Below are 23,315 nucleotides of genomic sequence, written 5' to 3' on the forward strand. Positions count from 1 at the left end.
GGAACGCCGCGTTGCCAGACGAAACCATGACAACTGAAAGCTATATAGAAAAGCCTAAGCCCCTTTCCGAATTACGCGAGGGCATCGCCTCCGGACGCCAAAAGGCTGCGGATCTTGCCGTCAGCTATTACGAACGCATCGAACGGGTAAATCCGCGGCTGAATGTTTACCTGAGCCTCACGAAAGAGCGCGCGCTTGCGCAGGCTGCCAAGGTTGACGCAGCTGCTGCAAAAGGCGATCTTCTGGGACCACTCGCGGGCATTCCGGTAGGCATCAAGGACGTCCTGGTGATGCAAGGAGCGCCGTCAACAGCCGGATCGAAGATTCTGAAAGGCTATCGTCCTCCGTATGACGCTACCGCCGTAGCAAAGCTTGAGGCAGCGGGTGCGGTGCTGCTGGGCAAGCTTAACTGCGACGAGTTCGCCATGGGATCTTCGAACGAAAATTCCGCCTATGGGCCGGTTCGGAATCCAGTGGACACGGAACGCGTCCCGGGCGGTTCGAGCGGTGGATCAGCTGCTGCAGTTGCGGCCAATATGGCGGTCGTGACACTCGGCACCGATACGGGAGGTTCGATCCGTCAGCCCGCCAGCTTCTGTGGAGTGGTTGGCGTTCTGCCCACCTATGGCCGCGTTTCCCGTTACGGGCTTATCGCATTTGCTTCATCCCTCGATCGGATTGGCCCTTTCGCCACCAATGTTCGCGATGCTGCCACCCTGCTTGGTGTTATCGCCGGGCATGATGCTAACGATGCCACCAGTTCTCCAACCCCTGTAGCGGATTATGCCGTTGAAAGCGACAAAGGCGCTGAAGGCCTGCGCATCGGAGTGCCTGCCGAGTATTTCAGCGAAGGGCTGGATCCGGAAGTCCGCGAGCGAATTGAGAGCGGCATCGAATCGCTCAAGGCCGCGGGCTGCATTATTAAGCCTGTCTCGCTGCCGCATACGCGCTACGCCATCCCGACGTATTACCTCGTGGCCACCGCAGAAGCGAGCGCCAACCTGGCGCGGTTCGACGGGGTCCGATACGGGTATCGATCACCGTCCTCGGCAACGCTCGCAGACATGTATCGCCATTCGCGCGACGAGGCCTTCGGCGCAGAAGTGAAGCGCCGGATTATGCTCGGCACCTACGCGCTCTCGGCGGGGTACTACGATGCCTACTACCTCAAGGCGCAAAAGGTCAGACGGCTTCTCGCCGATGAATTTATCCGCGCGTTTGCCGAGGTGGATGCCATCGTTACACCCACCGCGCCTACGCCCGCATTCAAGCTGGGCGAAAAGACCGGCGATCCCCTCGCCATGTACCTGGCCGACATTTATACCGTCACCGCCAGCCTTGCGGGAATTTGCGGCGTCACAGTTCCTTGCGGCGCGACGAAAGGCGGCCTCCCCGTTGGGATGCAGGTTCTGGGTGCACATTTCAATGAGGCAACAGCTTTTCGCGTCGCCCGGGCAGTGGAGGCGGCACAGAGTTAGGAAGCAGGGTTCGTCATGCAAGTGGGTAAGCGGTTCGCGGTTTTGATTGCAGTTTTTGTGGTGATGGTTTTTCTGCCGTTCCGTATCAACGCAGCTCCGCGCAAGGTTCATGTCGTAGGTCTGGGTGCATTCAAACGGGTGCCGTATTCAAAGAGCGGCGATCCAGCCGGTGCTAAAGCCGGCGAAGACGCGCTCAAAATCAGACCTCTCGTTGTAGACGGGATCGTCAAGGAATGGACCTCTGGCGAAGCGCACGACGTAACCGACCGCAGTTTCGCCGTCCGCCGCGTGCTCCGCATCAACGATGAACTCCCCGGCGAAAAACCCTCGAGTTCAAGCACGCACTGGGTGTGGCAGCGCGGCCCTTGGCTTTTGATTGATCGTGTCACGGGTCATGTCGGAGCGCTCAAGTTGCCGGATTACGATCCCAGTGTCAGCCAAGTGATCTGGTTTCGCGATTATGCTGCCTATTGCGGTGTCACCTCGAGCGGGAAGAGCCTTTACGCTGTGGTCGCCCAGGTAGCAGCGCGCAAGCCGGTGTTGGCGAAGAAACTGACCGCCTACGATCCAGCGTCCCAGACGGAACCTGCTTGTGAAACGGCCGAGTGGCAGCGTGAACCGCTCCGCGCTACTTTCCATCCCGCTGGCAAGGACCCAGTGAGCTTCGACATTGTGGCGGGTTCTGCGGTGCTTGTTGAGGATGCGGAGGACGATACCGAATCCGCCCCCTCAGCCAAAACAAATTAGTTGGACGCAAACAAGATCGACCTTTCGTACTTGCGTGCCAACGCCGGTTGGGCGAAGCTGAAAGACGATGCTTGAATCTTTTGAAGACTATTTAAAAAATGCGGAAGTCGCGCATGGCCACATGTGCGCCGGACAGATTCTTGGCGTGCGCATGTCCCTGCTTGGCCTTCAAAGCCTGGGTATCGCAGATCCGCTGGGCGCAGATCGGAAGCGCGTGGTTGCCTTCGTTGAGATTGATCGATGTGCCACCGATGCGATTGGCCTGGTGACCGGTTGCCGTCTTGGCAAGCGCACTCTCAAATTCCGCGACTGGGGAAAGATGGCGGCTACCTTCGTCGATCTCTCCGCGTCCATCGGTATTCGCATTGTCGCGCTGGAAAACTCACGCAATCTTGCGCGGGAACTGCATCCCGAGATCGAGAATAAAAGCCAACAACAGATGTTGGCGTACCGCGAATTGAGCGATGATCAGTTATTTCGCGTGGAGCGCGTCCGCGTACCGGTCGATCCCGCAGAGTTGCCGGGCTATAAGGCGGATCGAGCGGTCTGTGCACGCTGCGGCGAAGGGATCAATTTCGCGCGCTACGAAGAGGTTGCCGGTCAGAGACTCTGTCTCCCATGCGCTCATCCCGAATTGCGCTACTGGACATCCTTCTAAGGCCGATTCCTAATGTAGGCGCACATGGAATGGAGTATTCGCGCTCTGTGCCATAACCGTATTTCGCTCCAGAACTGGAGATTCCGGTCAATCGTGGAGTCATTCCCCGCTGCGGATTTCGCTGAGGCTGTGTGTCGATTGAGTATCGGTCTTCTACGCGAACCGTGATTATCGGCTGTTTGCCTGCGGGTTGGTTACGAAGATCGAGCTGCCTTGTCAAACTCCACAAAACCCACAACATAAAAGCCAGTGAGAGTCCGACTGGAATCAGAAATAAATACTGCAGGATCGTCAGGTGCATGGTCGTCTCTTTCGGGGCGAATTCAGCTGACGGCGATCGAGTGATCGGGTAGCCGAAGTCGCCTGAATACAGGAGGCGCCCAAAGTTGTAAGGACAGGGATTTGAAACGATAAAGTGTTTATAAGGGCTGTGCGGGAGAGTCACGCCGGGAACGCTGTCGGATTGGCCATAAGCCGACCATTCACGCCTACGCGGTTTCCTTGACACGGCAACGGCTGCGCATTTCTTATCTCTAGTAGGCCTTCTTTCTGAAGTCGGGCTGGAGTGTGCGCCTAGTCTTAACGGCGTCCGGTCCATTGGCTTTTCGGGGAAGACCGTGTCGAACAGGAAGCAGAAGGTGAGCTGAGTCACTGGTTTGAGTCTGGCGAGGTTGTAGAGTACGCTTGTCGGGCCAATTGAAGGATTTCAGGTTCCATAGCCTGTGCCGGAAGCACCAGGAGGCCAGGACGATTCTCGGAGACAAAACTGTTTTGCAGGCTCCCGCCTGGCGGAATTGCCTGTGCCCTGAACGTCGGCAGCATCGGCGGGCAGAGGCGAGCAAAGGATGAGTGTGACGACGAGTTTTGCTTTGTTGGCGGCAGCGCCCGCCGGGGCCGGGAGTGGCATTACGATGCTTCCCCTGCTGCTTCTGATACCCCTAATGTACTTTGTGATGATTCGCCCTCAGCAGAAGCGCCAGAAGCAATGGCAACAGATGCTCGGCAGCATCAAGACCGGCGACAGGGTAACCACTGCGGGCGGTATTCGCGGGATTATTCTGTCCATCAAGGATGACGCGATCATCATTCGCGTAGCCCCCGACAATCTCAAGATCGAAGTGGCTAAGAGCGCGATTGCGTCCGTAACCACGCAGGAAGAATCGGGCTCCTGAGCTTTGCGTGGTTCGGGATGCGCACCAAGCGTTCCGTTCAACGATACGGAATGATCAAGTTGTGAAGTCGACACTGTTTTGAATCAGAGAATTGGAACCATGAAGAAAAATCTCAAACAGAAGATTGTCATCATTATCGGAGTGCTGGTCGTATTTCTATACGGCGCTTTCTTCGGCTTCGACGCGCCCAGGTTGGGAGGCGGTCAACCGCTGCTCAACCAGCTCACGCAGCACATTCACCTTGGCCTTGATCTGCAGGGCGGCGTTCATCTGATCCTCCAGGTTCAGGTGAAAGAGGCTGTCAGCACGGAGACGGATAATACCGTTGCTCGGATTGAGCAGGATCTGAAGACTGCGAAGCTCACCTTTTCGCAGGTCACGAAGCCGGATGCGACTAACCATCCTGAGACGATGCATATCGAAGGAATCAATCCGACTCAATCGAATGCGGTGCGTTCTCTGATAGACGGCAAGTACTCGAACGAGTACGACATCAGCGGCGGCGGTGGCGATAACAGCCTTACCGTGACCATGAAGCCGAATATCGAGAAGGCTCTCGATGACAAGACGGTTCAAAACACGATTGAGGTAATTCGCGATCGCGTTGACTCTCTCGGTGTGAGCGAGCCGATCATTCAGCAGTATGGCCTGGGCGACAACCAGATTCTTGTCGAGCTTCCCGGCATATCTGATCTTGATCGTGTCAAGAACATCATCTCCACCACGGCGCGCTTGTCGATTCACGCCGTCGTTGGCGGTCCATATCCCGATGAGCAGGCAGCGCTTTCGAGTGTGGGGGGAAACCTTCCCAGCGATCAAGAACTTGTCCACGGTTCCGGTTCGATGGCTACGGGCTCTGACGTCGATAGCGTCTACGTTTTGCAGCGCATCGCTATCGTTGCGGGCACCGATTTCCGGTCAGCCGATCCGGGAACGGATTCCAACACGGGCCAGCGGACTGTTCATTTCACGTTGACCAACGAAGCCGGCGACAAATTCTACGAGTACACCAGCGCAAACGTTGGGCACAGCATGGCCGTGGTTCTCGGTGGCCGGGTAAAAGAAGTTGCCAACATTGAGAGCGCTATCCGGGATTCGGGCGAAATCCGCGGCAGCTTCTCGACCGATGAAGTGGCGATTCTCTCCAAGATGCTGCGTACAGGTGCTCTTCCGGCGTCGCTCAACTATCTTGAAGACCGGACAGTTGGTGCTTCACTTGGTGCGGACTCGATCAAGCAGGGTGTTACGGCAGCGATTGTCGGCGTTCTGCTGGTCATGATCTTCATGCTTGTGTATTACAAGGGGTCAGGCATCAACGCGGATCTGGCGCTGTTCTTGAACCTTGTTATTCTTCTCGGCTTTATGGGTTTCTCGGGCGCTACGCTGACCCTGCCGGGCATTGCCGGCGTGATTCTGACCATCGGTATGGGCGTCGATTCCAACGTACTGATCTTCGAGCGTATTCGCGAAGAGATGCGTGCGGGGAAGGCGCCATCGGCCGCAGTGGACCAGGGATTTGCCCATGCGTGGACCACAATTCTTGATACGCACGTCACGACTATCGTGTCGGCGGCGATTCTGTTCCTGTTTGGCAGCGGGCCGGTAAAGGGATTTGCGGTTACCCTGACCTTTGGTCTTGCGGCCAACCTGTTTACGGCGGTTTACGTATCGCGAGTCATTTTCGATACGCACGTCAACAACCTGAAGACCGGCGAGGCTGTTTCGATCTAAGCGGATCGGAAATCGACCTACAGGATCAGTCAACATTGCATGCCGGGGCCACGGGGCTCCGGAATTGAGGAAGGCAGAGAACCAGTGGAACTCTTTCGTAGCGTAAACGTCGATTGGTTGGGGAAAAAGTGGTACTTCCTGGCCTTTTCATTGATCTTCAGCGTTGCCGGCATCATTTCAATGAGTGCGCACTGGGCCAAGACCGGTTCCCCGGTTCCGCTGGGTGTGGACTTTAAGGGTGGCACGCAGGTAGAGGTCCAGTTTAAGCAGGCGCCTGATACGGAGCAGATTCGACAGGCTACCGCGGCAGCGGGCATTCGTGATGCAAGCATCGTCAACTACGACATACCCAGCCATCACGAAGTTCTGATCAGCCTTCCCGAGCAGCACGTTGAATCCTCGCTCGACACCGGTCAGCAGCAGATTCATGACGCTCTTCGTGCCAAGTTTGGCGAGGGTGCTTTTGAGATTCGCAACGTCTCCGTCGTCGGCCCGACGGTTGGCAAGCAACTTGAGAAACAGGCAACCCTGGCGACTCTCTACTCGCTTTTGGGGATGCTGATTTATCTGTGGTTTCGCTTCCAACTCATCTACGGTATTGCCGCTGTGGTCGCGTGCTTTCACGACACCCTGATTACGGTGGGATCGTTCGCATTGCTTGACTCGTTTGGTTTCAAGGGAATGGAGATCAGTCTCACGGTCATCGCCGCGATCTTGACCTTGGTTGGCTACTCCATGAACGACACGATTGTCGTGTTCGACCGTATTCGTGAGAACCTTCGCCTGAGCCGACGCGAGTCCCTGGCGGACGTGGTCAACCGCAGCATCAATCAGACCCTGAGCCGAACGGTATTGACGTCGGGACTGACATTTTTGACAGTGTTGTCACTCTTTGTTTTTGGCGGACCCGTGCTGAGAGGATTCTCTTTTGCCCTGGTGGTTGGAATTCTGATCGGAACCTATTCCTCGATTGCCGTAGCGGCACCGATGCTGGTGGCATGGCAACAGTGGCGGGCTGGCAGCAGTAAGGCAGCGGTGCTTCCCGCGGCGAAGCGGTCCAAGGTATAAATGTGCAACGTGCACTTGTTTTGCAGCAACCTTTGCATGTGTTAGGCAGTTCTGATATAGGTGGAGCACGCTTTTTGTAAGCGTTTTAGAGCGCGGGAACATTTGAACTTCCCGCGGTGTCTAAACAGAGGTAACCGACACCCCGATTCGAGGCTGGCCATGTTTGAGGATTCCACATTTGAATCAGGCGGAAAGATCAAGAGCAAGAGCGGTCGCTGGATGATGTTCACATTCATCACCAACGGCGCAATTCTGGTTGCGATGATCCTCTACCCGCTCATTTACCCAGAGGCGTTGCCCAAAGCGATGATGCAGACCTTGTTGGTTGCCCCGCCGCCACCGCCGCCACCACCGCCCCCTCCACCACCGGCTGAAGTTGTGCACGTGGTACATGTTCAATCGGAAATGATGAACAACCAGCTGGTCGCTCCTACGAAGATCCCCAAGGACATCAAACAGGTAGCCGAGAAGGAAGCTCCTCCCAGCTCATTTGGTGTGGCTGGAGCAGAAGGGCTCGGTGGAAGCTCAAGTGGCGTGATGGGCAGCGTATTCGGCTCGGGAACAGCACCCAAGGTTCAGGCCGCTCCGCCCAAAAAGGTGAACATTTCCGCCGGCGTCGCGACTGGTATGTTGATCCAGAAGACCACGCCGAACTATCCGCCGATTGCCAAGGCTGCACGCGTTTCCGGCACGGTAGTGATTCAAGCAACAATCTCAAAGACCGGAACTATTGAGAATCTCCGCGTCGTCAGTGGTCCCGCCATGCTGCAACAGGCGGCCCTGGATGCGGTGAGAAGCTGGCGCTACCGGCCTTACCTGCTCAACAACGAGCCCGTCGAAGTGGAAACAACGGTCAACGTCATCTTCACTCTGGGCGGATAAATTTAATCTTCGGCTCTTTCCCAATGGGAAGGAGCCTTGCTTTTTGACCCGAATGCGAATCTAAAAGAGCCGCATTCCCAATCTCAAAACCGGAATGATGTATCCGAAGGCAGCGACTCCAACAGCCATACACGAACTCGATCTCTTGAAGTTAGATTCATGAGAGGAAGGGAACGGCGGGAGATGAAGCTTAACGGGCCAGTTTTTCTGGTTTTGCCGCCATCAATTCGCATAACGGACAGTCTTAGTTCAGAAACTCCTTAGGAGGAACGATTCAAGTGATTCTCGCTCAGCTCGCACATTTCGCTTCGCACACGGTCAACAGCCTGGCATTTTTTCAGGAAGAGCAGACGGTAAGCTTTAGCCCTCTCGGTCTGTGGCAACACATGGGATGGCCGGCGCGTACCATCGCGATCATCCTGTTCATCGAGTCGATCTGGTCGCTGGCCGTTATGATCGACCGTTACCTGTACTTCTCAGCAGCCCGCAAGCAGTCCCGCGAGTTTGCGCCCAAGGTTGCCGGCGCGCTCAAAGACAGCAAGTTGGAAGAGGCGATCAAGATCGCCGATCGCAACAAGAAGTCGCACCTCGCTGAAGTTGTTACCGCTGGCCTGCAGGAGTTCCGTGCTTCTGGCGGCGTAGCAAGCGAAGCGACGATCGAGAGTTCGGGCCGCGCATTAGAGCGCGCCGAGGCAATCGTTCACGCCAAGCTGAAGAGGGGTCTTGCCGTATTGGCCACCATCGGCTCCACGGCTCCATTCGTCGGGCTGCTTGGGACGGTTATCGGAATTTTGAACGCCTTCCAACAGATCGCCACCCAGAAGACTTCCGGTATCGGTGCAGTCGCCGGCGGTATCTCTGAGGCGCTGGTAACCACCGCGTTCGGTTTGCTGGTGGCTATCCCTGCCGTTATGGCATTCAACTACTTCACTGGGCGTGTCGAATCTTTCGACGTAGAGATGGACAACTCCTCGAGCGAACTGATCGACTACTTCATCAAGCAGAGCAGCAAGCGCTAAGCAATCCGGGTGTAGCCCCGAGCGAGAAACTTTCAGGTGGGCAGGAAAGCGACAAACGCTGTCCTGCCGCCGGTTTCCAGCAAGGTGCAACAGCCTTTTCGAGCTAGAGACCGGGTAGTCTCCGGTATATGAATTCAATAGGCACGGAGCCCAAACATGGGAATTGCGGTTCGTAACGAAGGCACAAAGGTCAATTCCAACATCAACGTGACCCCGATGGTCGATGTGATGCTGGTTTTGCTTATCATCTTCATGGTCATCACCCCGATGCTGCAGAACAAAGTCTCGGTTGATATGGCCAAGGTAGAAAATCCCACACCCATGCCAGACGCCGACAAGGAAGATGCCATTATTGTGGCCATCACCCGCGATGGTGGTGTGTTCCTTGGTCAAAACAAGGTCGCCACCTCTGAGCTGGGAGGTCTGGTTCGTGACAAGCTAGCCGATACGCCGGGCAAAGAGATTTTTGTTCGTGCTGATGCTCGCGCTCAGTTCCGCGGCGTAGAAGACGCAATCGATGCCGTGCGTACAGCAGGCGTGGATGAAGTTGGCTTGCTAACGAATAAGCGTGAAGGCCCCGGCGGCGCCGGCGGGCAGTGATCATTGACCTGGAACGCTATACATAACCATTTGCATTACACGAGGAGTTTGAAGCCATGGCAATGACAGCTGGAGGTAGCAGTGGTGGCGCGATGGGCGACATCAATGTCACCCCGATGATCGATATTCTGCTGGTGCTACTCATCATCTTCATGGTCATCGTGCCGGTTACGCCCAAGGGCCTGGATGCCCTGGTGCCGCAGCCGCCGAAGAATCCGCAACAGCAACAGCCGCAGAACGACCGTACGATTGTTGTGCAGGTCGTATATCGGCCCGGCGCGGCTCCGGCCTACAAAATCAACGAGACCGATGTTGCGCACAATGATCTGTTGGCGCGGCTCACTGAGATTTACGCAAACCGCGCAGAACGCGTGATGTTCGTGAAGGGCGATGACGAGCTGAATTTTGCCTACATCGCTGATGTTATCGACATTGCACATGCGGCGAACGTAGACCACATCGGCTTGATGACGCCGAAGATCATGGCTGGCCAGTAAGCGTCGCACATTCACTCAATCTCTCCGCTCACCGGAAGAAAGGGAACACTGCGATGACTGCGAATAACGGCGACATCAGGGGTCTGGCTTCTGAAATCAACGTTACGCCGATGATCGACGTGCTGCTGGTACTGCTGATCATCTTTATGGTCATCGTGCCAGCGGTTCCCCGGGGAGAGGCGGCGAGAGTTCCGCATTCTGGGCTGATTGGCGGCCCAACACCTGAATCTGTGGTCCTCGAAGTTTTGAGGGGGGACGACGACGCAATCAAGTTTCGAATCAATCAACAGCCAGTCGCGCAGGGGGAGTTACAATCGCGACTGTCTGCCATTTATGCTAACCGCGCGCAGCGCGTCTTGTTCGTCAAAGGCGATGACCAGTTGAGCTTCACACAGATTGCTGAAGTGATCGATATTGGCCATGCAGCCGGGGTCGACCAGATCGGATTAATGACACCGAAAGTTTTGACTGGTCAGTAGGAATTTGACCGGCTGAAGAACACAGTTTGATCAGGGGTAACAGGAGTACAATTTGGCCAACCTGGTTTCGGAACTCCCTCCGTTTTCAGGTGCATGATTTTTGAAGTGCGCAATCGCTACGCACGATCTGAAGGAGAAGAATAAGAACATGAATCGACCCGCACGAATTACGGCGCTCGCGGTTGCTGCAGCCGGCATGGTGCTTTCAATGGGCGGGTGCAACCGCCTTCAAGCCCGTGATCAATTGAACAAGGGAGTGGAGTCGTACAAAGCCGCGCGCTACGAAGAGGCGATCGGTCACTTCCAGAAAGCCACGGAACTCGACCCTAGCCTGCCTATGGCGAAGAGCTATCTGGCCACTGCGCTCGCGCAGAACGTTGTTCCCGGCCTCACAACTCCTGACAACTTGAAGAACGCACAGCAGGCGATCAGCATCTTTCAGGACGTTCTGAATAAGGAACCTAACGACGTCAACAGTCTTAAGCAGATTGCAGCCATTTACTTCAGCATCAAGAATTTCGATCAGGCCAAGGATTATCAGAAGAAAGTACTGGCGGTCGATCCGAAGGATCCGGAAGCTGCGTACACCATCGGCGTAATCGATTGGACCCTGGCCCACGAGAACACGCTGAAGGCCTTGGCTGCCGTCAATATGAATGACGATGGAGAAGGCAACTCAAAGGCTCCCAAGAAAGTGCTGCAGCAAATCAAGGAGCAGAACACCCCTCTGGTTGATGAGGGAATTCAGTACATAAATCAAGCCATGGCGAATCGTGCCAACTACGACGAGGCAATGTCTTATGCCAACCTGTTATATCGTCGCAAGGCAGATGTCGATTATGCCGATCCATCGGCGGTGAAGGCAGACGTCGCCTCAGCCAAGGACTGGAGTTCCAAGGCTATGGGCACCCGCAAGACCAACGAAGAGAAGAAAGACAAGGGTCCCGGCGGAATTACCATGGATTCGAACGGCACTATGAAGTAGGTATCAACCTATATCAAAGCGACTACGGCCTCCGCTGCATGCGGAGGCCGTAGTCGTTTAGGGCGATGCCAAAGGATAGCAACATTCAAGGTTAGCTGTTCCACATTCGAGGAAACGACGCTGTTCTATCAACTTCGACCGGGCAGCTGATGATCCAAAATCGGAGAATGGTGCGCAAATGTGACACACCGCTGCCGCGAAGGGAATTGCACGCTGAATTTGGAGCAAGGAGCCGTGGCATGAGTCGCCGCGTCGCGGCAATCATTAACTCGACATTTATTTTGCGCCCTGCTTCAGGATTTGCTCGGCAAAGTAATTCCGCACCTTGGCATCGTCACGAAGCATTTCGTAATAGGCAGCCTTCAACAGTTGCCCATGGCTCTCTCGCAGCCCTTGACGAATCGTCTGCTGCACGCTCGGATTGTTGAGTTCACGCTGTCCCGCAGGCTCTCGCGAAATCAACTTATAGATAGCGTAGCCAACAGCTCGTTGCGAGGGTCCTGCTCCGCCATAAACAGGCAACACATCTGTGACTTGTCCAGCTTTGAGTTTTTCGATAGCCGCGAAAGTTCCTGGATCTCGCTGCTGCAAGGCGGTTTCCGCGATGAAGCCCATGTCTCCGGCGTTTGAATTTGCATTAGGGTCATCCGAGAAGTTCATAGCCAGGTTGCCGAAATCTTCGCCGCCGGTCGTCAAGCGGTTACGCAATGTCTGGATTTTCTTGCGCGCGTCGGCATCACTCGTAGCCTTGTTGTTTTGCAAATTACCAGTCGGTTGTGTGGGGCCGGTCGTTACCACGATCCACGCGAGATGATATTGCGGTTCGATCACGTTGAACTCGGATTTATGTGTGGTGTAGTAGTTGCTGATATCCGCGTCGGAGATATTGACCTTGGAATCGATTTCCTTGTTGATCAGCTTGTCCGAGGTCAGCTTCCGCCTGATCCGCTGCTTTAAATCTTCGAGCGTCAGATTTTGCTGCTTCAGCTGCTTGTCAAACTCTTCCTGCGTATAGGGCGCTTTCAGATCGGTCAGCTTTGCGTTCACATCCTCGTCAGAAGCAGCCAAATTCAGCTTCGCAGCCCGCTGATCCAAAATCTCATCATCGATCATCTGGCGCAGCAGATTCAGACGGACAATGTCTGCTTGTTCAGGGCTTGGTCCTTGTGGCGCCTCGCCCTGCGCACTCTTGTAGGTGTTGTAAGCCTTGTCCAGATCGGAGCGAAGTATGTCCTTGTTGTTCACCGTAGCCATTACGTCGGGAGAGGGAGCGTGCCTGCACGCCGCCAAAGCAACTAGCAAAAGTGTGCTTGAAATGAGCAATGCGACCGACTTACGACGCTTGGAAACTAAAACTTGGACTTGCAACCTGTTTCTCCTCGAGAACTCGCCGAGGCCCTGGCATTCAAAAAATAGATCCAGACACGAAGGGAACTTCGGCGTTATCCATCGGTTCGCTTATTCACGCGGAAGTGCCAGCGTGAACGCTTCGTCAATGTTACTTTCCTTTGCCGGCGGGCGGCGCGGGCTTTTCCGCCGGTGGAGGTTCAATTCCGTCTGCACGCAGGGCTCGATCAATCACCATCCACACCTGCTCTGCAGGCAGTGCGCCATTGATGCGTTCTCCGTCCACAAATAACGCTGGTGTTCCATCAATGCCCAATGCCTCGGCTTCTTTCGCTGATGCGCGGACCTGGGCTTCATCCTGCTTCGCGAGGCAGGCATCCAGTTTCGCGCTATCCAGTTTTGCCAATGTTGCCTCTTCGCGGGCAATTCTATCGAGGGTTGAAAAGCTCTTTGTCAGGTTGCGGTCCTCGCCGTTCACTTCCTGACCATGTGCGTGAACGTAATCCACAAAATTCCAATAAACCGGGCTGCTAAGTTCTGCAAGGCAATTTGCGTCTACAGCGGCGTGCATCGCCCACGGATGCAGATCGGTCAGCGGATCGTCTTTGTAGACGAACCGTACCATATCTTTGTAGCGATCCATGGTGGTGGGAAATAGAGACGAATGCATGCGAGCGCAGTAAGGACATTCGAGGTCGTCGAAGTTGATCACCGTCACTTTCGCATTTGGATTGCCGCGAATCGGACGCCCCGTGACATCAATGTTGAAGATCGGGTTTTTGGCGAGATCGAAGGTTTCCAGCCGCGCCAATTTCTGGTTATCCGAGGAAATCAGAAAATCGATCACTTTCTTCGATGAACCGTTGGACAGGGTGACTGGCAACGTATCGTATCCGGCGATCTGGCTCGACGTTCGCTGACCCAGCGTGACGGAAACTTCAGGCGGAATGCCAAACTGCGATCGGACCATCACCTCAATGCGACGATTCAAAGTCGCATCCTGGCTTCCGGTCCCGGCAGACTGAGCTTTGCAACCAACGGCCAGGCACAATGCAAACAGTCCGGCCAAAAAATGTACACGCGACAAAAAGTTTTCCTCTACTGCAAGGATATCCCACACAGGCCACGGACGAGCGCGGGAATGAGCCTTGCTATGTTACTGATAAGTTGACTCCGCAGGCTGGAAAAGGCAATCAAATATCGGTTTTTCAGTAGGCTGGAGGCAGGCCCGGATCATGGAATACCGTATTCGACCGTCGAATATCACCTACCGAGCCGAAGTTTGCGAGCGTAAAACTATACAAATACTGGGTTTCGTCTCGAACGGACCCTAACGCAAACCGCCTGTAGCCGAGGCTTAAACCGCAGCAATTCCAGTTGTAGACTGCCTGGACCCCGGCATACTGCAGTGCACCATTTACAAAATCGTAGCCACCGTTAGCGGCCAGGTTGAGTCCGGCGGCATTGGGCTTTCCAATCTCAATAAACGGTTGCAGTTGCTGGCTCTGGATCAAGGAAGCGGCACTGCCTTTCTCATCTACAGCATTCAGGAGGGAGTGGCCAAGCCCTACCGTGGTCATACCGAAGTTGTAACCGGCAAACAAATTATCCGCATCGAGTCGACCGCCCCTCGGGTCGTAATCCAAATCCCATTCGATGCGCAAGTTATTGACAGCTTCGAAGCGGAGCCGTGATACCAAGGGCGAGAGGTTCCGCGCGTTGGTCAGAAATGCAATTCCGGTGAGGTCGAGCGTGGTGTCGAACACATTTCTGCGGCCTGGAATAAGGGCTCCGCCGAAAGTTGGATTCAGGAAATACTTCTGGGCGATCTGCCAGGTGGCCCACTCTCGCGGCTGTGCGGGACACGTTGACGATTCTTCGCTGTCTCCTGCCTGACAAGGCGAAGCATTGTCCGCCTTTGTGAAAAAGCGCTGGGTCAACGAGAATCCAATTTCGTTGGTGTCGGTGGCAATGTCGGTAGGGTCGAATAGCGGGACGCTGCGCGCCTTGCCGCCGATTCCACCGACGAAGTTATACATGAGCTCTGGCTCGATCACGTGGCGCAATTCGTGGTTGCCTATTCTGAAATCGCGTTCCAACGCTGGTGGTCTCACGTCGACCGACGCTTCAAGATTGCTACGGCTCAACGGGTCATGGCTGACGGAGGGGGTGCCGCCATTCGCGCCGGCGAGGTCTGGAACCTGGCTTCCCGTGTAGGCAGTCTCGCGCAGTGCGATTTCTGGGACGACACTCCAGCCGCCCCCTGCCAATGGCAACGATAGGTGAGGATAGAGATCGAACCTGCCCAGGTTGCGAACGTGAAAGCCAAATTCCGATCGGCCCAGGTAGCTGATCGATGAACCCATTCTCCAGTAAAAAGGAGAGGTATGCAGCGGTTCGCTGAGGACGTCGAAGCGCAGGCTGGGCAGGTGCAGAATTCGTACTTCGTCCCCCTGATTGGAACTAGCGAAATTTTGCAGCCGTTCCAGATAAGCGGAGGGCACAAATCCGTTGTGAGTGTGGGTTAAAGATATGGTGCTATGGACTTGGGAATTTACAGCTTGAAGATAGTTGTCGTTGAACGCCAGTTTGTAAAGGTAACTCGAGAGATATTCGGTCTTGAGGGCTGCACGAGTCTCCGAGGTCAAGTCATAACGGCCGTCTGCCGCTATATCAGTTCCGCCCTGGTGCACGAGGGTGGTGGACGGAGGAACGAATATGCCGCGGTCGAACAATGCATTCCACTTGGCGGTGAAGTGGTTTAGACCTGCGCCTTTGTAGCGGAAGTCGCCGTTGGGGGCCCACCCACGCTTGCTGTAATACTCCGTGCCCACCACCATGTCCATGCTGCGGTTGAGAACGATGTAGACCTGTTCCCCGATAATTAACCCACGAGTCGTCGAGCTGCTTACAACGGGGATCAACAACCCACTCTCTCGCCCGGTCTCATCCACCGGATGCCGAAGGTAGGGGAGATAGAAGAGGGGAATTCCCACAAATTTGAAAAACACATTCTTCGTTGTGGCTTGATTGTTTGCGACCGCAATCGCATGGGCAATCAATTGCCAATCCGGCTTGGGGAGACGGCAGTTCGTCATTGTGCCATCGACGATCTTGTAGCTTCCTTCGCCAGTCTGCAGCAGGACCCGGCCCGAGAACAGAAAAGGGTTAGCTGTCGAGTAAACGGCTATGCGTCCGGCCCGCCGGACTCCAAGGGAGCCGTTGACGTCATAGAAGCGGGCAGTATGCATATCCAGCCGCATGTCCCCGTGAGAAGCGGTGATGTAGGCATCGCTGGGGCCGCCCGTTACCTGCAGATGCCCTTCTGCTTCCAATTCGGACGTATCGCGGTGATACACCACCTTGTCGGCGCGCAGGATGTAATCGTGGTAGTGAACCACGACTCCACCGGTTCCTGTCCACGTATTGGATACCCAGGTCTGACGACCTGCTTCCAGTTGAACGGGCACGCCGCCAGCGGGCACTGGCTCAGGTTTTGCGACGGGAATTGCTTCCTGACCCGGGTCATCGGGTAGCTGCGACGGAGATATCTTCTGCTCACCTTCTGTTGCACTGGCCGGACTCTGGGCAGGGGGTAACGCCTTGGTTAACACCTGTCCGACAAGTTGCAGGTGACACAGAGTGATCACCGTGATAAACACGAGATTACGAGGATGCATCCGAGGGCCAAGGTCAGCATAGCAAATGCAGGTGTTGGTTCTTCGAGTTGGGTGACCTTGCCGTATTCGAATCGTTATAGAAACATCAACCGGTTCGGACAGCGTAGAAACTAGATTGATTGAACAGGGCTCGAGCACCGGCCCAGGGAAAATATCGAAGGGAATTCAGAGTTTTGAGCACACTGGCTAGCTCGCCTACCCCCCTCCCCTCGTGGAAGCAGGAAGTGAATCGTCGCCTTGCGGAGCATAAAAACCGCAAGGGCATTTCTGTTGTACCCGAAGATGCCTCGGAGGATGGACAAACAGTATCGAGCAGCAAGGCCGCCGCTGCTGCGGCTCGTGTAGCCGCGCGATATGCCAAAACCCCAAGCTTTAGCGATATGCAGGCTGCTGAAGCACGCGGCGCATTGCGGGCAGCCGAAGCGGCAACGAAAGTTGCTCTCGAGGCTCAGGCTGCTGCGCAGGCAGTGCTCGACCGCATCCAGAACGGCGGGGAAGAGCGCACTTCAGAATACGAGTCGCAAGCGATTCAAACTCCAGTGCAGCCACGGCAAGCGCACAAGTTGACATCTTCGTCTGGTGAAGCGGCAGCAGAAGCTGCGATCGAAATCCGGTGGGAGCCGGATTTGCCTGCTCGTCCGGCGGCACAGCAGCATCACGATGTGACTTATCCGTGGGAGATGCCTTCAGATTCTGCGGGCGGGTTTGACGGCGGATATATTTATGAGTCCGTCGAAGCGGCGCAGGACATTCCTGCAAACCTAATTGAATTTCCCCGCGAGATTATTGCCACGCGCCGCCTGCGTCCCAGGATCGGGGAGGAGCAAGCGGATTCTACTGATCCACATCAGCTCAGTATTTTCGAAGTGGAGCCGGACAGCGTTTCGACCTCACCGATGGCTTCTTCAGTGGCCGCGGCACAAGAACGCACTTGGATCGGTTCCAGTTGGCAGCAGATCGAACTTGAAGAGCAGCCGCAACGGTTGCCCGACTACTACGCGATCGTGCCCGACGATGCCCCCAAGCTCTATCAGGCTCCGTTCGGCAGGCGCATGATGGCAACGCTAGTTGATACGGCGTTGATCCTTAGCCTGGCATGTGGAGCGGCTTACCTGGTCGCATCCAGATTCGATCATCTCCCGGGCATTCGAGTTTCAGAAGTCTGCGGAGTTATCGCGACGCTGGGACTTGCTGCTCTTTACGAGTGGTTCTTCCTGACCTATGCCAAGGTAACGCCGGGGATGCGGTACGCCCAGCTGTCGCTCTGCACTTTTGATGAAGAAGTGCCAAATGCCCTGCAGGTAAAGGGACGACTAAAGGCAATGCTGATCTCTGTTCTTCCCGTTGGGCTGGGTATGGTCTGGTCGATCTTTGATGAAGACCAGATGAGCTGGCACGACCGGCTCTCGAAGACCTATCTACGGTTGAGCTAGGCTCCGCTCAGGATCCACTCCGAGCCAAGCCAGTGCGCCTGCAACGGCCAAAAGCGCTGCCACCAGGAACGACGAAGTCCATCCGAATTGCTGGGCGATCCAGGGTGTGAGGGATACAGTGACCGCGCCCCCGATCTGCGCTCCGGTATTCATCACGGCGGACACGATGCCTGCATGCCGGCCGGCAATGTCGGCGGTGACAGACCAGTAGGAACTCTGCGAGATGTAAAGTGCACCTGCACCGGCGGCGAGCGTCATTGCAGCGATGGGTGCGCTGGCGACGCGCGAGCCGACGATGAGCAGTGCCGCCGCGACGAGTAGCGAGAAAAATCCAGGACCGCAACGGCCAGCACGCAATCCGTGGCGAGATGCTATCAAGTCTCCGAGCAGGCCGCCGACGATGCAGAAGATGGTCATCGCGATGAAGGGAAACATGGTGTAGAACGCGCTTGCCTTCAAATCAAGGCTGCGTGCCTGCGCCATGTACAGATAGAACCAGCCGAGGAATATCCAGGCGACATATCCAAAACAGAAGCAAGCGAACGTGAGCAGGAGGACTGTGCGGCTGCGTAGGATCGCGCGCCAGGGGATGCTGGTCTTACCTTGATCAAGCTTATTGACTTCAATCAAGCCTGCGCGGACTGTTTGGAGTTCCCGGGGTGACACGAGCGGATGTTGTTCAGGTGTGTCGCGTGCGATGAGATACCAGGCGATGCCGGCGGCAAGCCCGACGGTTGCGCTGAACCAGAATGCGCTGCGCCATCCGTGGCTGGCGATGATCGCAGTGAGCAGAAGTGGCGTTAATCCTGTTCCGGCGCCCACTCCGGCAAAGATGACGCCGTTGACGCGGCCACGTTCAGCGACAGGTATCCACTGGGCTACAAACTGGTTGGAGGCCGGGTACATAATGGCTTCTCCGACGCCAAGCGCGAGACGGACGGCGATCAAGGTCGCAAGAGCATGGGGCAATCGGGGAGAAACAAGTGCGGTGGCGAGCGTGAATACTGCCCACCAGAGCACCGCCAGCGATAGAGCCCGCCGCGGGCCAAGCCTGACTGCGATCCATCCGGCAAGTACCTGGGAGGCTGCGTAGCCCACGAGAAATGCGCTGATGACCCAACCGAGGCGGACGTTGCCGAGGCTGAATTCCTGACTGATCTGCGGGCCGGCGATCGAGATATTGGTGCGATCAAGGAACGCGATGGCACTTAGCAAAAACAGGAAGAAGACCAGCCACGCGCGCATTGGCATCACGGTTTGGCGTCTCTCTGTTTTTCCGCTGCCAGGATCAGCTTTCTGAAAGCGTCAACTGCCGGAACGTCGGGAGATCGAAGAGCACCGTCCGCGGTGTACCGCCAAACCGAAGTGGCTTCGAGGGGGTTGTCGCGTTTGCCGCGGTACACAACAAACATGTCCTGCGCCGGTCCGACTTCAACTTGTTGATGCGGATTTGGCGATTGGGAATTGGTTGGGTCGCCTGATTGCGAGGGAGTTCCTGAATGACCTCCCATCCGGACGCCGGAGTCTGTGGGCTCAAAAATGACCGGACGATTGTTGGAAGGGACACCGCCAATCGTCGGCTGTGCAATTTTTCCGTTTCCCTTGCGAACAGAGACGACCAGATCGGCGGTTGAAACGTCGACTGCCATGGAGAAGCGGCCCCAGTTCATGAACGCTCTCTCCACGTCCTGCAGGGCTTCGCGGTTTGCGTTGGGAGCTTCAATATCCACTCCAGCATCGGGATCGATGACCACGAGAACAGTTCTGGCCTCGAGGATGTCGTTTGGAAGCAGGATCTTTTTCTTGTCCTTGCCGGCTGTGGACAGACAGAGAATCAAGGCGATGGATAATACGAAGCCCCAACGATACCGCATAACGCGCCCTCCAAGGATGAAAGCCAGTCTAGTGCATTGGAACGCTTTTTGGCTCTTTCATCGCGTGATGCGTATAAGCGAAACGCATCAAGGAGTGCACGGAATAAACCATATTCTTTCGGAGCTTGTTTTGAGTCAGGAAAAGCAAAAGCAGATCCTTCGCTCCGCTTACCCCATGATCGCTTCGCGCTCACGGGGCCCCAAACTGCTCCGCTCAGGATGACACTTTATTTTTGGTGCGATTTGCTCACGGACTAGCGTTGGGTGGTGGGAAGCTTCGGCTCGCGACTGTCCAGATGGTCAAGCGGGTTGATGGAGAAGCGGGTAAGATCATATTCGAATCAAATTGTTTTCACTGTGTTTTGAAGTTTGAGGGGGAGAACTGTCTAGAAACGGATTTCGGCGGGGCGGACGAGAGACGTTCGGATTAGCTGCGGAGGATTTGCGCGTGTTGCGCGGATTGAAGACGCCGGCGCAGATTCAGAGGTTTATTGACGCGCTGCCGTATCAGTACGCGAACACGGCGTTATCTCCGCGACGCGCGCTGCGGGAGCGCAAGGGACACTGCCTGGAGGGTGCGATGCTGGCGGCAGCGGCACTGCGTGTCAACGGGCGACTCCCGTTGCTGATGGATCTGGAGTCGGTGCGCGACGACGACCACGTGGTGGCTCTCTATCGGGAGAATGGCCTGTGGGGCGGAATTGCTAAATCAAATTTTGCTGGAATTCGTTTTCGTGCGCCCGTGTATCGGACGTTGCGGGAACTGGCACTCAGCTACTTTGAGTTCTACTACAATCTGCGCGGTGAACGGACGCTGCGATCTTACTCGCAGGCGGTGAATCTGGCGCGGCTGGACAGCTTGCACTGGATGACTTCGGATGAGGATGTCTGGTGTGTTCCGGAGTTGCTTATTGCTGCGCGGCACTACCCGCTGTTTCCCGATAAGGTTGCGCGTGGACTGCCGCGGCTGGATCGGCGGAGCTTTGAGGCGGGGATGCATGGGTGGACTAAGCACTGAGTGGGGAGTTGACCGACAGTGCAAAAGCAGATCCTTCGCTCCGCTTACCCCATGGTCGCTTCGCGCCCACAGGGGCCCAAGCTGCTCCGCTCAGGATGACACCTTGTTACTCATGCCGATGCTTCAGGACGCGAGAGCGCGGATCGCGCTTACGCCGGCACCTAGCAGCGCGGTGGCGTCATCGTTCGGCAGGATTTCGAGTGAGTAGCTGAGGAGCGGGCTCATTTTCACCATGGTTTCGAGATGTCGGCGCAACATGGGGATGTCGAGGAAGCCTACGTTGTGTCCGGTGAAGTAGAAGCGGCCAGGACCGGCAAGGTGAATGAACGAAGCTGTTGCGGCAGCGAGCGCGCTGTGCCACAGGTCTACGAATTCACGGCAGCGGGTATCGCCTTTCTTGGCTTGCGCGAAAACTTCTTCCGGCTCGAGGTCGAGGAAGCGCATGCGCATGGCTCGATAGCCCATGATGCCTTCGAGGTGGCCCACTCCGCCACATCCGCAGAAACGCTCCTTGGGATCGAGTGTGACGGTGATGTGTCCGCCTTCCCAGACTCCCTCAACGTAGGGCCAGCGGCCATAGCCGATGCCGTTGCCGATGGTCCAGACACGGGTGAGCTTATTGAGTTGGCCGCGCGTGGCGGCAACGCCTGCGGCAATGGCGTCGGCGTCGTTGGCGATGTGTACAGGAGCATTGATTCCCTTGGCAACGAGGACGCGGGTGAGCTCGTCGCCAAGATGCATGCCTTTAATCTGGGTCAGATTGGGCGAATCCTCGACGACGCCGTGTCGCGTAATGCCGGGGACCGCTACGCCAATGGCATCGACGTCGCCCTTACCGATTACGGAGATAATTTCGCCGGAAAGAATTTCGACGAACTCACCGACGGGGAGGCCGTTCAGTGCGTCGACCTCATCGACGTTCTGGGGATAGCGCACGGTTTCTCCTACGAGCCGCATATCCTCGAGCCTGCCGGCAACAATGTGTTCGGTAACGACAACGCCAATTGCGGTGGTCATCTCGCCCTCCATAGGGACTTATTATTTTCGCGTACTGTCAGCGCCCGAGAAGCAGATCCTTCGTTTGCCCCATGGCCGACTACGTCGACAGCCACATGCATATCGGTTACTCCACCTGATAACGGTGCAGGCGGCCGAGACCGTTGAATGCTGCGGCTTTGTAGCATTCAGCCAGAGTTGGATAGTTAAAGACGGTATCAACGAAGTAGTCGACAGTGCCGCCCATGATCATCACCGCCTGCCCGATGTGGACCAGTTCGCTGGCGCCTTCGCCGATGATGTGGACGCCTAAAACTTTGCGGGTGTCGCGGTGGAAGATCAGCTTCAGGCGGCCGGTGGTATCGCCGCGAATCTGGCCGCGCGCCGTTTCGCGATAGAACGCCATACCCACCTCATACGGGACATCCTCGTCGGTGAGCTGCTCTTCAGTCTTGCCGATGAAGCTGATTTCCGGAATTGTGTAAATGCCGTAGGGGTAAAAGCTGGGATTGGAAGAGGTGTGGGTGTCGTTAAATGCGCGCGCCGCGGCGATGCGACCCTGTTCCATCGAAACGGAAGCCAGGGAAGGGAAGCCGACTACATCTCCGACGGCGTAGATGTGTTCCACGTTGGTCTGGTAGTTCTCGTTCACGGGAATGCGGCCACGGTTATCCGCCTGAATGCCGGCCGCAGCCAGATTGAGATCGTCGATAGCGCCCTGGCGGCCGACAGCGTACAGGAGCGCATCCCCGGAAACACGCTTCTTGCTTTCGAGATTGGCGACCACTGTACCGTCGGCTAATTCTTCGACGCTCTCTACCTCTTCTCCGAGTCGCATGGTGACCCGGCTGTCGCGCAGATGGTAGCTAAGGGACTCGACAATTTCCTGATCTGCGAATTCGAGCAGCTTGGCGCGTTTTTCAATCAGGGTGGCGCGAACACCGAGGGTGGAAAACATGCAGGTGTATTCGACGCCGATGACACCGCCGCCGACTACGATCAACGACTTTGGCAGCGAAGGTAATTCAAGAACCTGGTCGCTGTTGATGATGGTGCGGCCGTTGATGGGGACTTTGGGCGAGCCAGCCGGCTTGGTTCCGACGGCGATGATGATGCGCTCGGCCTCGATGGTGGTGTCCCCGTTGAGGCCTTCGACGCGCACCTGGTGCGGATCGATAAAGTGGGCGATGCCGTGGATGATGTCAATGCCGTTGCGCGAGAGTTGGGCCTCGGTGACATCGACTTCAGTCTTGATCACGGCCTGCACACGAAAGGCCAGGTCGGCCATGGAGATCTTTTCTTTGACCCGGTAGTTCATGCCGTAGACGGAACGGTAGTTGTATCCCGAGAGATGGAGGACGGCCTCGCGCATGGTTTTGGAGGGGATGGTGCCAGTGTTTACGCATACTCCGCCGACGACGGCTCGCGCCTCAACTACCGCCACGCGCTTTTTCATCTTGGAAGCGGCCACAGCGGCACGCTGTCCGGAAGGCCCTGAACCGATAACGATAAGGTCGTATTTGGCGGCACTCATGCGCGTGTCTCCAGGTGCGATGGAAGCGAGTTGGTCAACGTAGCGACCTACTGAAGCATACGGTCAGGGGGTTACGCCCGCCGTTGACCACGGCACGGAATGAGTTTGGGGATCGTT

The 23,315-nt window shown here is 56.1% G+C and carries 21 protein-coding genes; 14 read left to right on the forward strand and 7 right to left on the reverse strand.

Annotation, left to right across the window (positions count from 1 at the left end; all coding sequences use genetic code 11):
- The first annotated feature begins 26 nt into the window (after positions 1 to 26).
- From gatA to P8935_RS10695, 12 genes are all read left to right on the forward strand, one after another.
- Positions 27 to 1,478, forward strand: a complete 1,452-nt coding sequence (gatA, locus tag P8935_RS10640) for an Asp-tRNA(Asn)/Glu-tRNA(Gln) amidotransferase subunit GatA (RefSeq protein ID WP_348264973.1) — start codon at positions 27 to 29, stop codon at positions 1,476 to 1,478.
- 15 nt (positions 1,479 to 1,493) lie between these two features.
- On the forward strand, positions 1,494 to 2,225 hold the full coding sequence (locus P8935_RS10645) for a hypothetical protein (protein WP_348264974.1): 732 nt from the start codon (positions 1,494 to 1,496) through the stop codon (positions 2,223 to 2,225).
- Between the two features lie 67 nt (positions 2,226 to 2,292).
- Entirely contained in the window at positions 2,293 to 2,883 is a 591-nt protein-coding gene (locus P8935_RS10650; RefSeq protein ID WP_348264975.1) for an FmdE family protein, read from the forward strand.
- Between the two features lie 845 nt (positions 2,884 to 3,728).
- Entirely contained in the window at positions 3,729 to 4,055 is a 327-nt protein-coding gene (gene yajC, locus P8935_RS10655; RefSeq protein WP_348264976.1) for a preprotein translocase subunit YajC, read from the forward strand.
- A 99-nt stretch (positions 4,056 to 4,154) separates the two neighbouring features.
- A complete protein-coding gene (secD, locus tag P8935_RS10660) occupies positions 4,155 to 5,786 on the forward strand; it encodes a protein translocase subunit SecD (protein ID WP_348264977.1) in 1,632 nt (543 codons plus the stop codon).
- Between the two features lie 84 nt (positions 5,787 to 5,870).
- On the forward strand, positions 5,871 to 6,854 hold the full coding sequence (gene secF, locus P8935_RS10665) for a protein translocase subunit SecF (protein ID WP_348264978.1): 984 nt from the start codon (positions 5,871 to 5,873) through the stop codon (positions 6,852 to 6,854).
- A 159-nt stretch (positions 6,855 to 7,013) separates the two neighbouring features.
- A complete protein-coding gene (locus tag P8935_RS10670) occupies positions 7,014 to 7,736 on the forward strand; it encodes a TonB family protein (RefSeq protein ID WP_348264979.1) in 723 nt (240 codons plus the stop codon).
- A gap of 278 nt (positions 7,737 to 8,014) precedes the next feature.
- Positions 8,015 to 8,755 (forward strand): MotA/TolQ/ExbB proton channel family protein, encoded by a 741-nt coding sequence (locus P8935_RS10675; RefSeq protein WP_348264980.1) that lies wholly within the window; start codon positions 8,015 to 8,017, stop codon positions 8,753 to 8,755.
- 156 nt (positions 8,756 to 8,911) lie between these two features.
- The gene (locus P8935_RS10680) at positions 8,912 to 9,355 is read left to right on the forward strand and encodes a biopolymer transporter ExbD (protein WP_348264981.1); all 444 of its coding nucleotides are present in this window, start codon (positions 8,912 to 8,914) and stop codon (positions 9,353 to 9,355) included.
- Between the two features lie 56 nt (positions 9,356 to 9,411).
- On the forward strand, positions 9,412 to 9,852 hold the full coding sequence (locus P8935_RS10685) for a biopolymer transporter ExbD (protein WP_348264982.1): 441 nt from the start codon (positions 9,412 to 9,414) through the stop codon (positions 9,850 to 9,852).
- Between the two features lie 53 nt (positions 9,853 to 9,905).
- Positions 9,906 to 10,331 (forward strand): biopolymer transporter ExbD, encoded by a 426-nt coding sequence (locus tag P8935_RS10690; RefSeq protein ID WP_348264983.1) that lies wholly within the window; start codon positions 9,906 to 9,908, stop codon positions 10,329 to 10,331.
- Between the two features lie 148 nt (positions 10,332 to 10,479).
- Positions 10,480 to 11,316 carry a tetratricopeptide repeat protein gene (locus P8935_RS10695; protein ID WP_348264984.1) on the forward strand — a complete coding sequence of 279 codons (837 nt, stop codon included), beginning with the start codon at positions 10,480 to 10,482 and terminating at the stop codon, positions 11,314 to 11,316.
- Positions 11,317 to 11,592: 276 nt separating this feature from the next.
- Here P8935_RS10695 and P8935_RS10700 read toward each other — a convergent pair whose 3' ends face one another.
- The 3 genes from P8935_RS10700 to lptD form a co-directional block, all read right to left on the reverse strand.
- Positions 11,593 to 12,684 (reverse strand): SurA N-terminal domain-containing protein, encoded by a 1,092-nt coding sequence (locus P8935_RS10700; protein ID WP_348264985.1) that lies wholly within the window; start codon positions 12,682 to 12,684, stop codon positions 11,593 to 11,595.
- A gap of 130 nt (positions 12,685 to 12,814) precedes the next feature.
- Positions 12,815 to 13,654, reverse strand: coding sequence for a thioredoxin domain-containing protein (locus tag P8935_RS10705; protein ID WP_348264986.1), 840 nt, complete (start codon positions 13,652 to 13,654; stop codon positions 12,815 to 12,817).
- Positions 13,655 to 13,871: 217 nt separating this feature from the next.
- Complete coding sequence (gene lptD / locus P8935_RS10710) at positions 13,872 to 16,325, reverse strand: LPS assembly protein LptD (RefSeq protein ID WP_348264987.1); 2,454 nt, start codon at positions 16,323 to 16,325, stop codon at positions 13,872 to 13,874.
- 242 nt (positions 16,326 to 16,567) lie between these two features.
- On the opposite strand from lptD, the gene P8935_RS10715 reads away from it, so the two are divergent.
- Positions 16,568 to 17,776, forward strand: a complete 1,209-nt coding sequence (locus P8935_RS10715; RefSeq protein ID WP_348264988.1) for an RDD family protein — start codon at positions 16,568 to 16,570, stop codon at positions 17,774 to 17,776.
- Here P8935_RS10715 and P8935_RS10720 read toward each other — a convergent pair.
- Both P8935_RS10720 and P8935_RS10725 read right to left on the reverse strand, forming a co-directional pair.
- On the reverse strand, positions 17,762 to 19,027 hold the full coding sequence (locus tag P8935_RS10720) for an MFS transporter (protein WP_348265330.1): 1,266 nt from the start codon (positions 19,025 to 19,027) through the stop codon (positions 17,762 to 17,764). The genes P8935_RS10715 and P8935_RS10720 overlap by 15 nt on opposite strands.
- Positions 19,027 to 19,650, reverse strand: a complete 624-nt coding sequence (locus tag P8935_RS10725) for a hypothetical protein (protein WP_348264989.1) — start codon at positions 19,648 to 19,650, stop codon at positions 19,027 to 19,029. The genes P8935_RS10720 and P8935_RS10725 overlap by 1 nt, the downstream gene beginning before the upstream one ends.
- A 448-nt stretch (positions 19,651 to 20,098) precedes the next feature.
- Here P8935_RS10725 and P8935_RS10730 point away from each other — a divergent pair, with 448 nt between their 5' ends.
- Positions 20,099 to 20,668, forward strand: coding sequence for a hypothetical protein (locus P8935_RS10730; RefSeq protein WP_348264990.1), 570 nt, complete (start codon positions 20,099 to 20,101; stop codon positions 20,666 to 20,668).
- A 123-nt stretch (positions 20,669 to 20,791) separates the two neighbouring features.
- On the opposite strand, the gene P8935_RS10735 is transcribed toward P8935_RS10730, so the two are convergent.
- Positions 20,792 to 21,685: an ROK family protein gene (locus P8935_RS10735; RefSeq protein ID WP_348264991.1), complete on the reverse strand. Its 894-nt coding sequence runs from the start codon at positions 21,683 to 21,685 to the stop codon at positions 20,792 to 20,794.
- A gap of 106 nt (positions 21,686 to 21,791) precedes the next feature.
- Positions 21,792 to 23,198 (reverse strand): Si-specific NAD(P)(+) transhydrogenase, encoded by a 1,407-nt coding sequence (sthA, locus tag P8935_RS10740; protein ID WP_348264992.1) that lies wholly within the window; start codon positions 23,196 to 23,198, stop codon positions 21,792 to 21,794.
- Positions 23,199 to 23,315: the final 117 nt, after the last annotated feature.

It is taken from the genome of Telmatobacter sp. DSM 110680 (assembly GCF_039994875.1).
Classification (GTDB): domain Bacteria; phylum Acidobacteriota; class Terriglobia; order Terriglobales; family Acidobacteriaceae; genus Telmatobacter.

Excerpts from the sequence above, each read along its gene's own strand:
- gatA (WP_348264973.1), top strand. The coding sequence starts at position 27 with ATGACAACTGAAAGCTATATAGAAAAGCCTAAGCCCCTTTCCGAATTA.
- P8935_RS10645 (WP_348264974.1), top strand. The coding sequence starts at position 1,494 with ATGCAAGTGGGTAAGCGGTTCGCGGTTTTGATTGCAGTTTTTGTGGTG.
- P8935_RS10650 (WP_348264975.1), top strand. The coding sequence starts at position 2,293 with ATGCTTGAATCTTTTGAAGACTATTTAAAAAATGCGGAAGTCGCGCAT.
- yajC (WP_348264976.1), top strand. The coding sequence starts at position 3,729 with ATGAGTGTGACGACGAGTTTTGCTTTGTTGGCGGCAGCGCCCGCCGGG.
- secD (WP_348264977.1), top strand. The coding sequence starts at position 4,155 with ATGAAGAAAAATCTCAAACAGAAGATTGTCATCATTATCGGAGTGCTG.
- P8935_RS10670 (WP_348264979.1), top strand. The coding sequence starts at position 7,014 with ATGTTTGAGGATTCCACATTTGAATCAGGCGGAAAGATCAAGAGCAAG.
- P8935_RS10680 (WP_348264981.1), top strand. The coding sequence starts at position 8,912 with ATGGGAATTGCGGTTCGTAACGAAGGCACAAAGGTCAATTCCAACATC.
- P8935_RS10685 (WP_348264982.1), top strand. The coding sequence starts at position 9,412 with ATGGCAATGACAGCTGGAGGTAGCAGTGGTGGCGCGATGGGCGACATC.
- P8935_RS10690 (WP_348264983.1), top strand. The coding sequence starts at position 9,906 with ATGACTGCGAATAACGGCGACATCAGGGGTCTGGCTTCTGAAATCAAC.
- P8935_RS10695 (WP_348264984.1), top strand. The coding sequence starts at position 10,480 with ATGAATCGACCCGCACGAATTACGGCGCTCGCGGTTGCTGCAGCCGGC.
- P8935_RS10720 (WP_348265330.1), bottom strand. The coding sequence starts at position 19,027 with ATGCCAATGCGCGCGTGGCTGGTCTTCTTCCTGTTTTTGCTAAGTGCC.
- P8935_RS10725 (WP_348264989.1), bottom strand. The coding sequence starts at position 19,650 with ATGCGGTATCGTTGGGGCTTCGTATTATCCATCGCCTTGATTCTCTGT.
- P8935_RS10735 (WP_348264991.1), bottom strand. The coding sequence starts at position 21,685 with ATGACCACCGCAATTGGCGTTGTCGTTACCGAACACATTGTTGCCGGC.
- sthA (WP_348264992.1), bottom strand. The coding sequence starts at position 23,198 with ATGAGTGCCGCCAAATACGACCTTATCGTTATCGGTTCAGGGCCTTCC.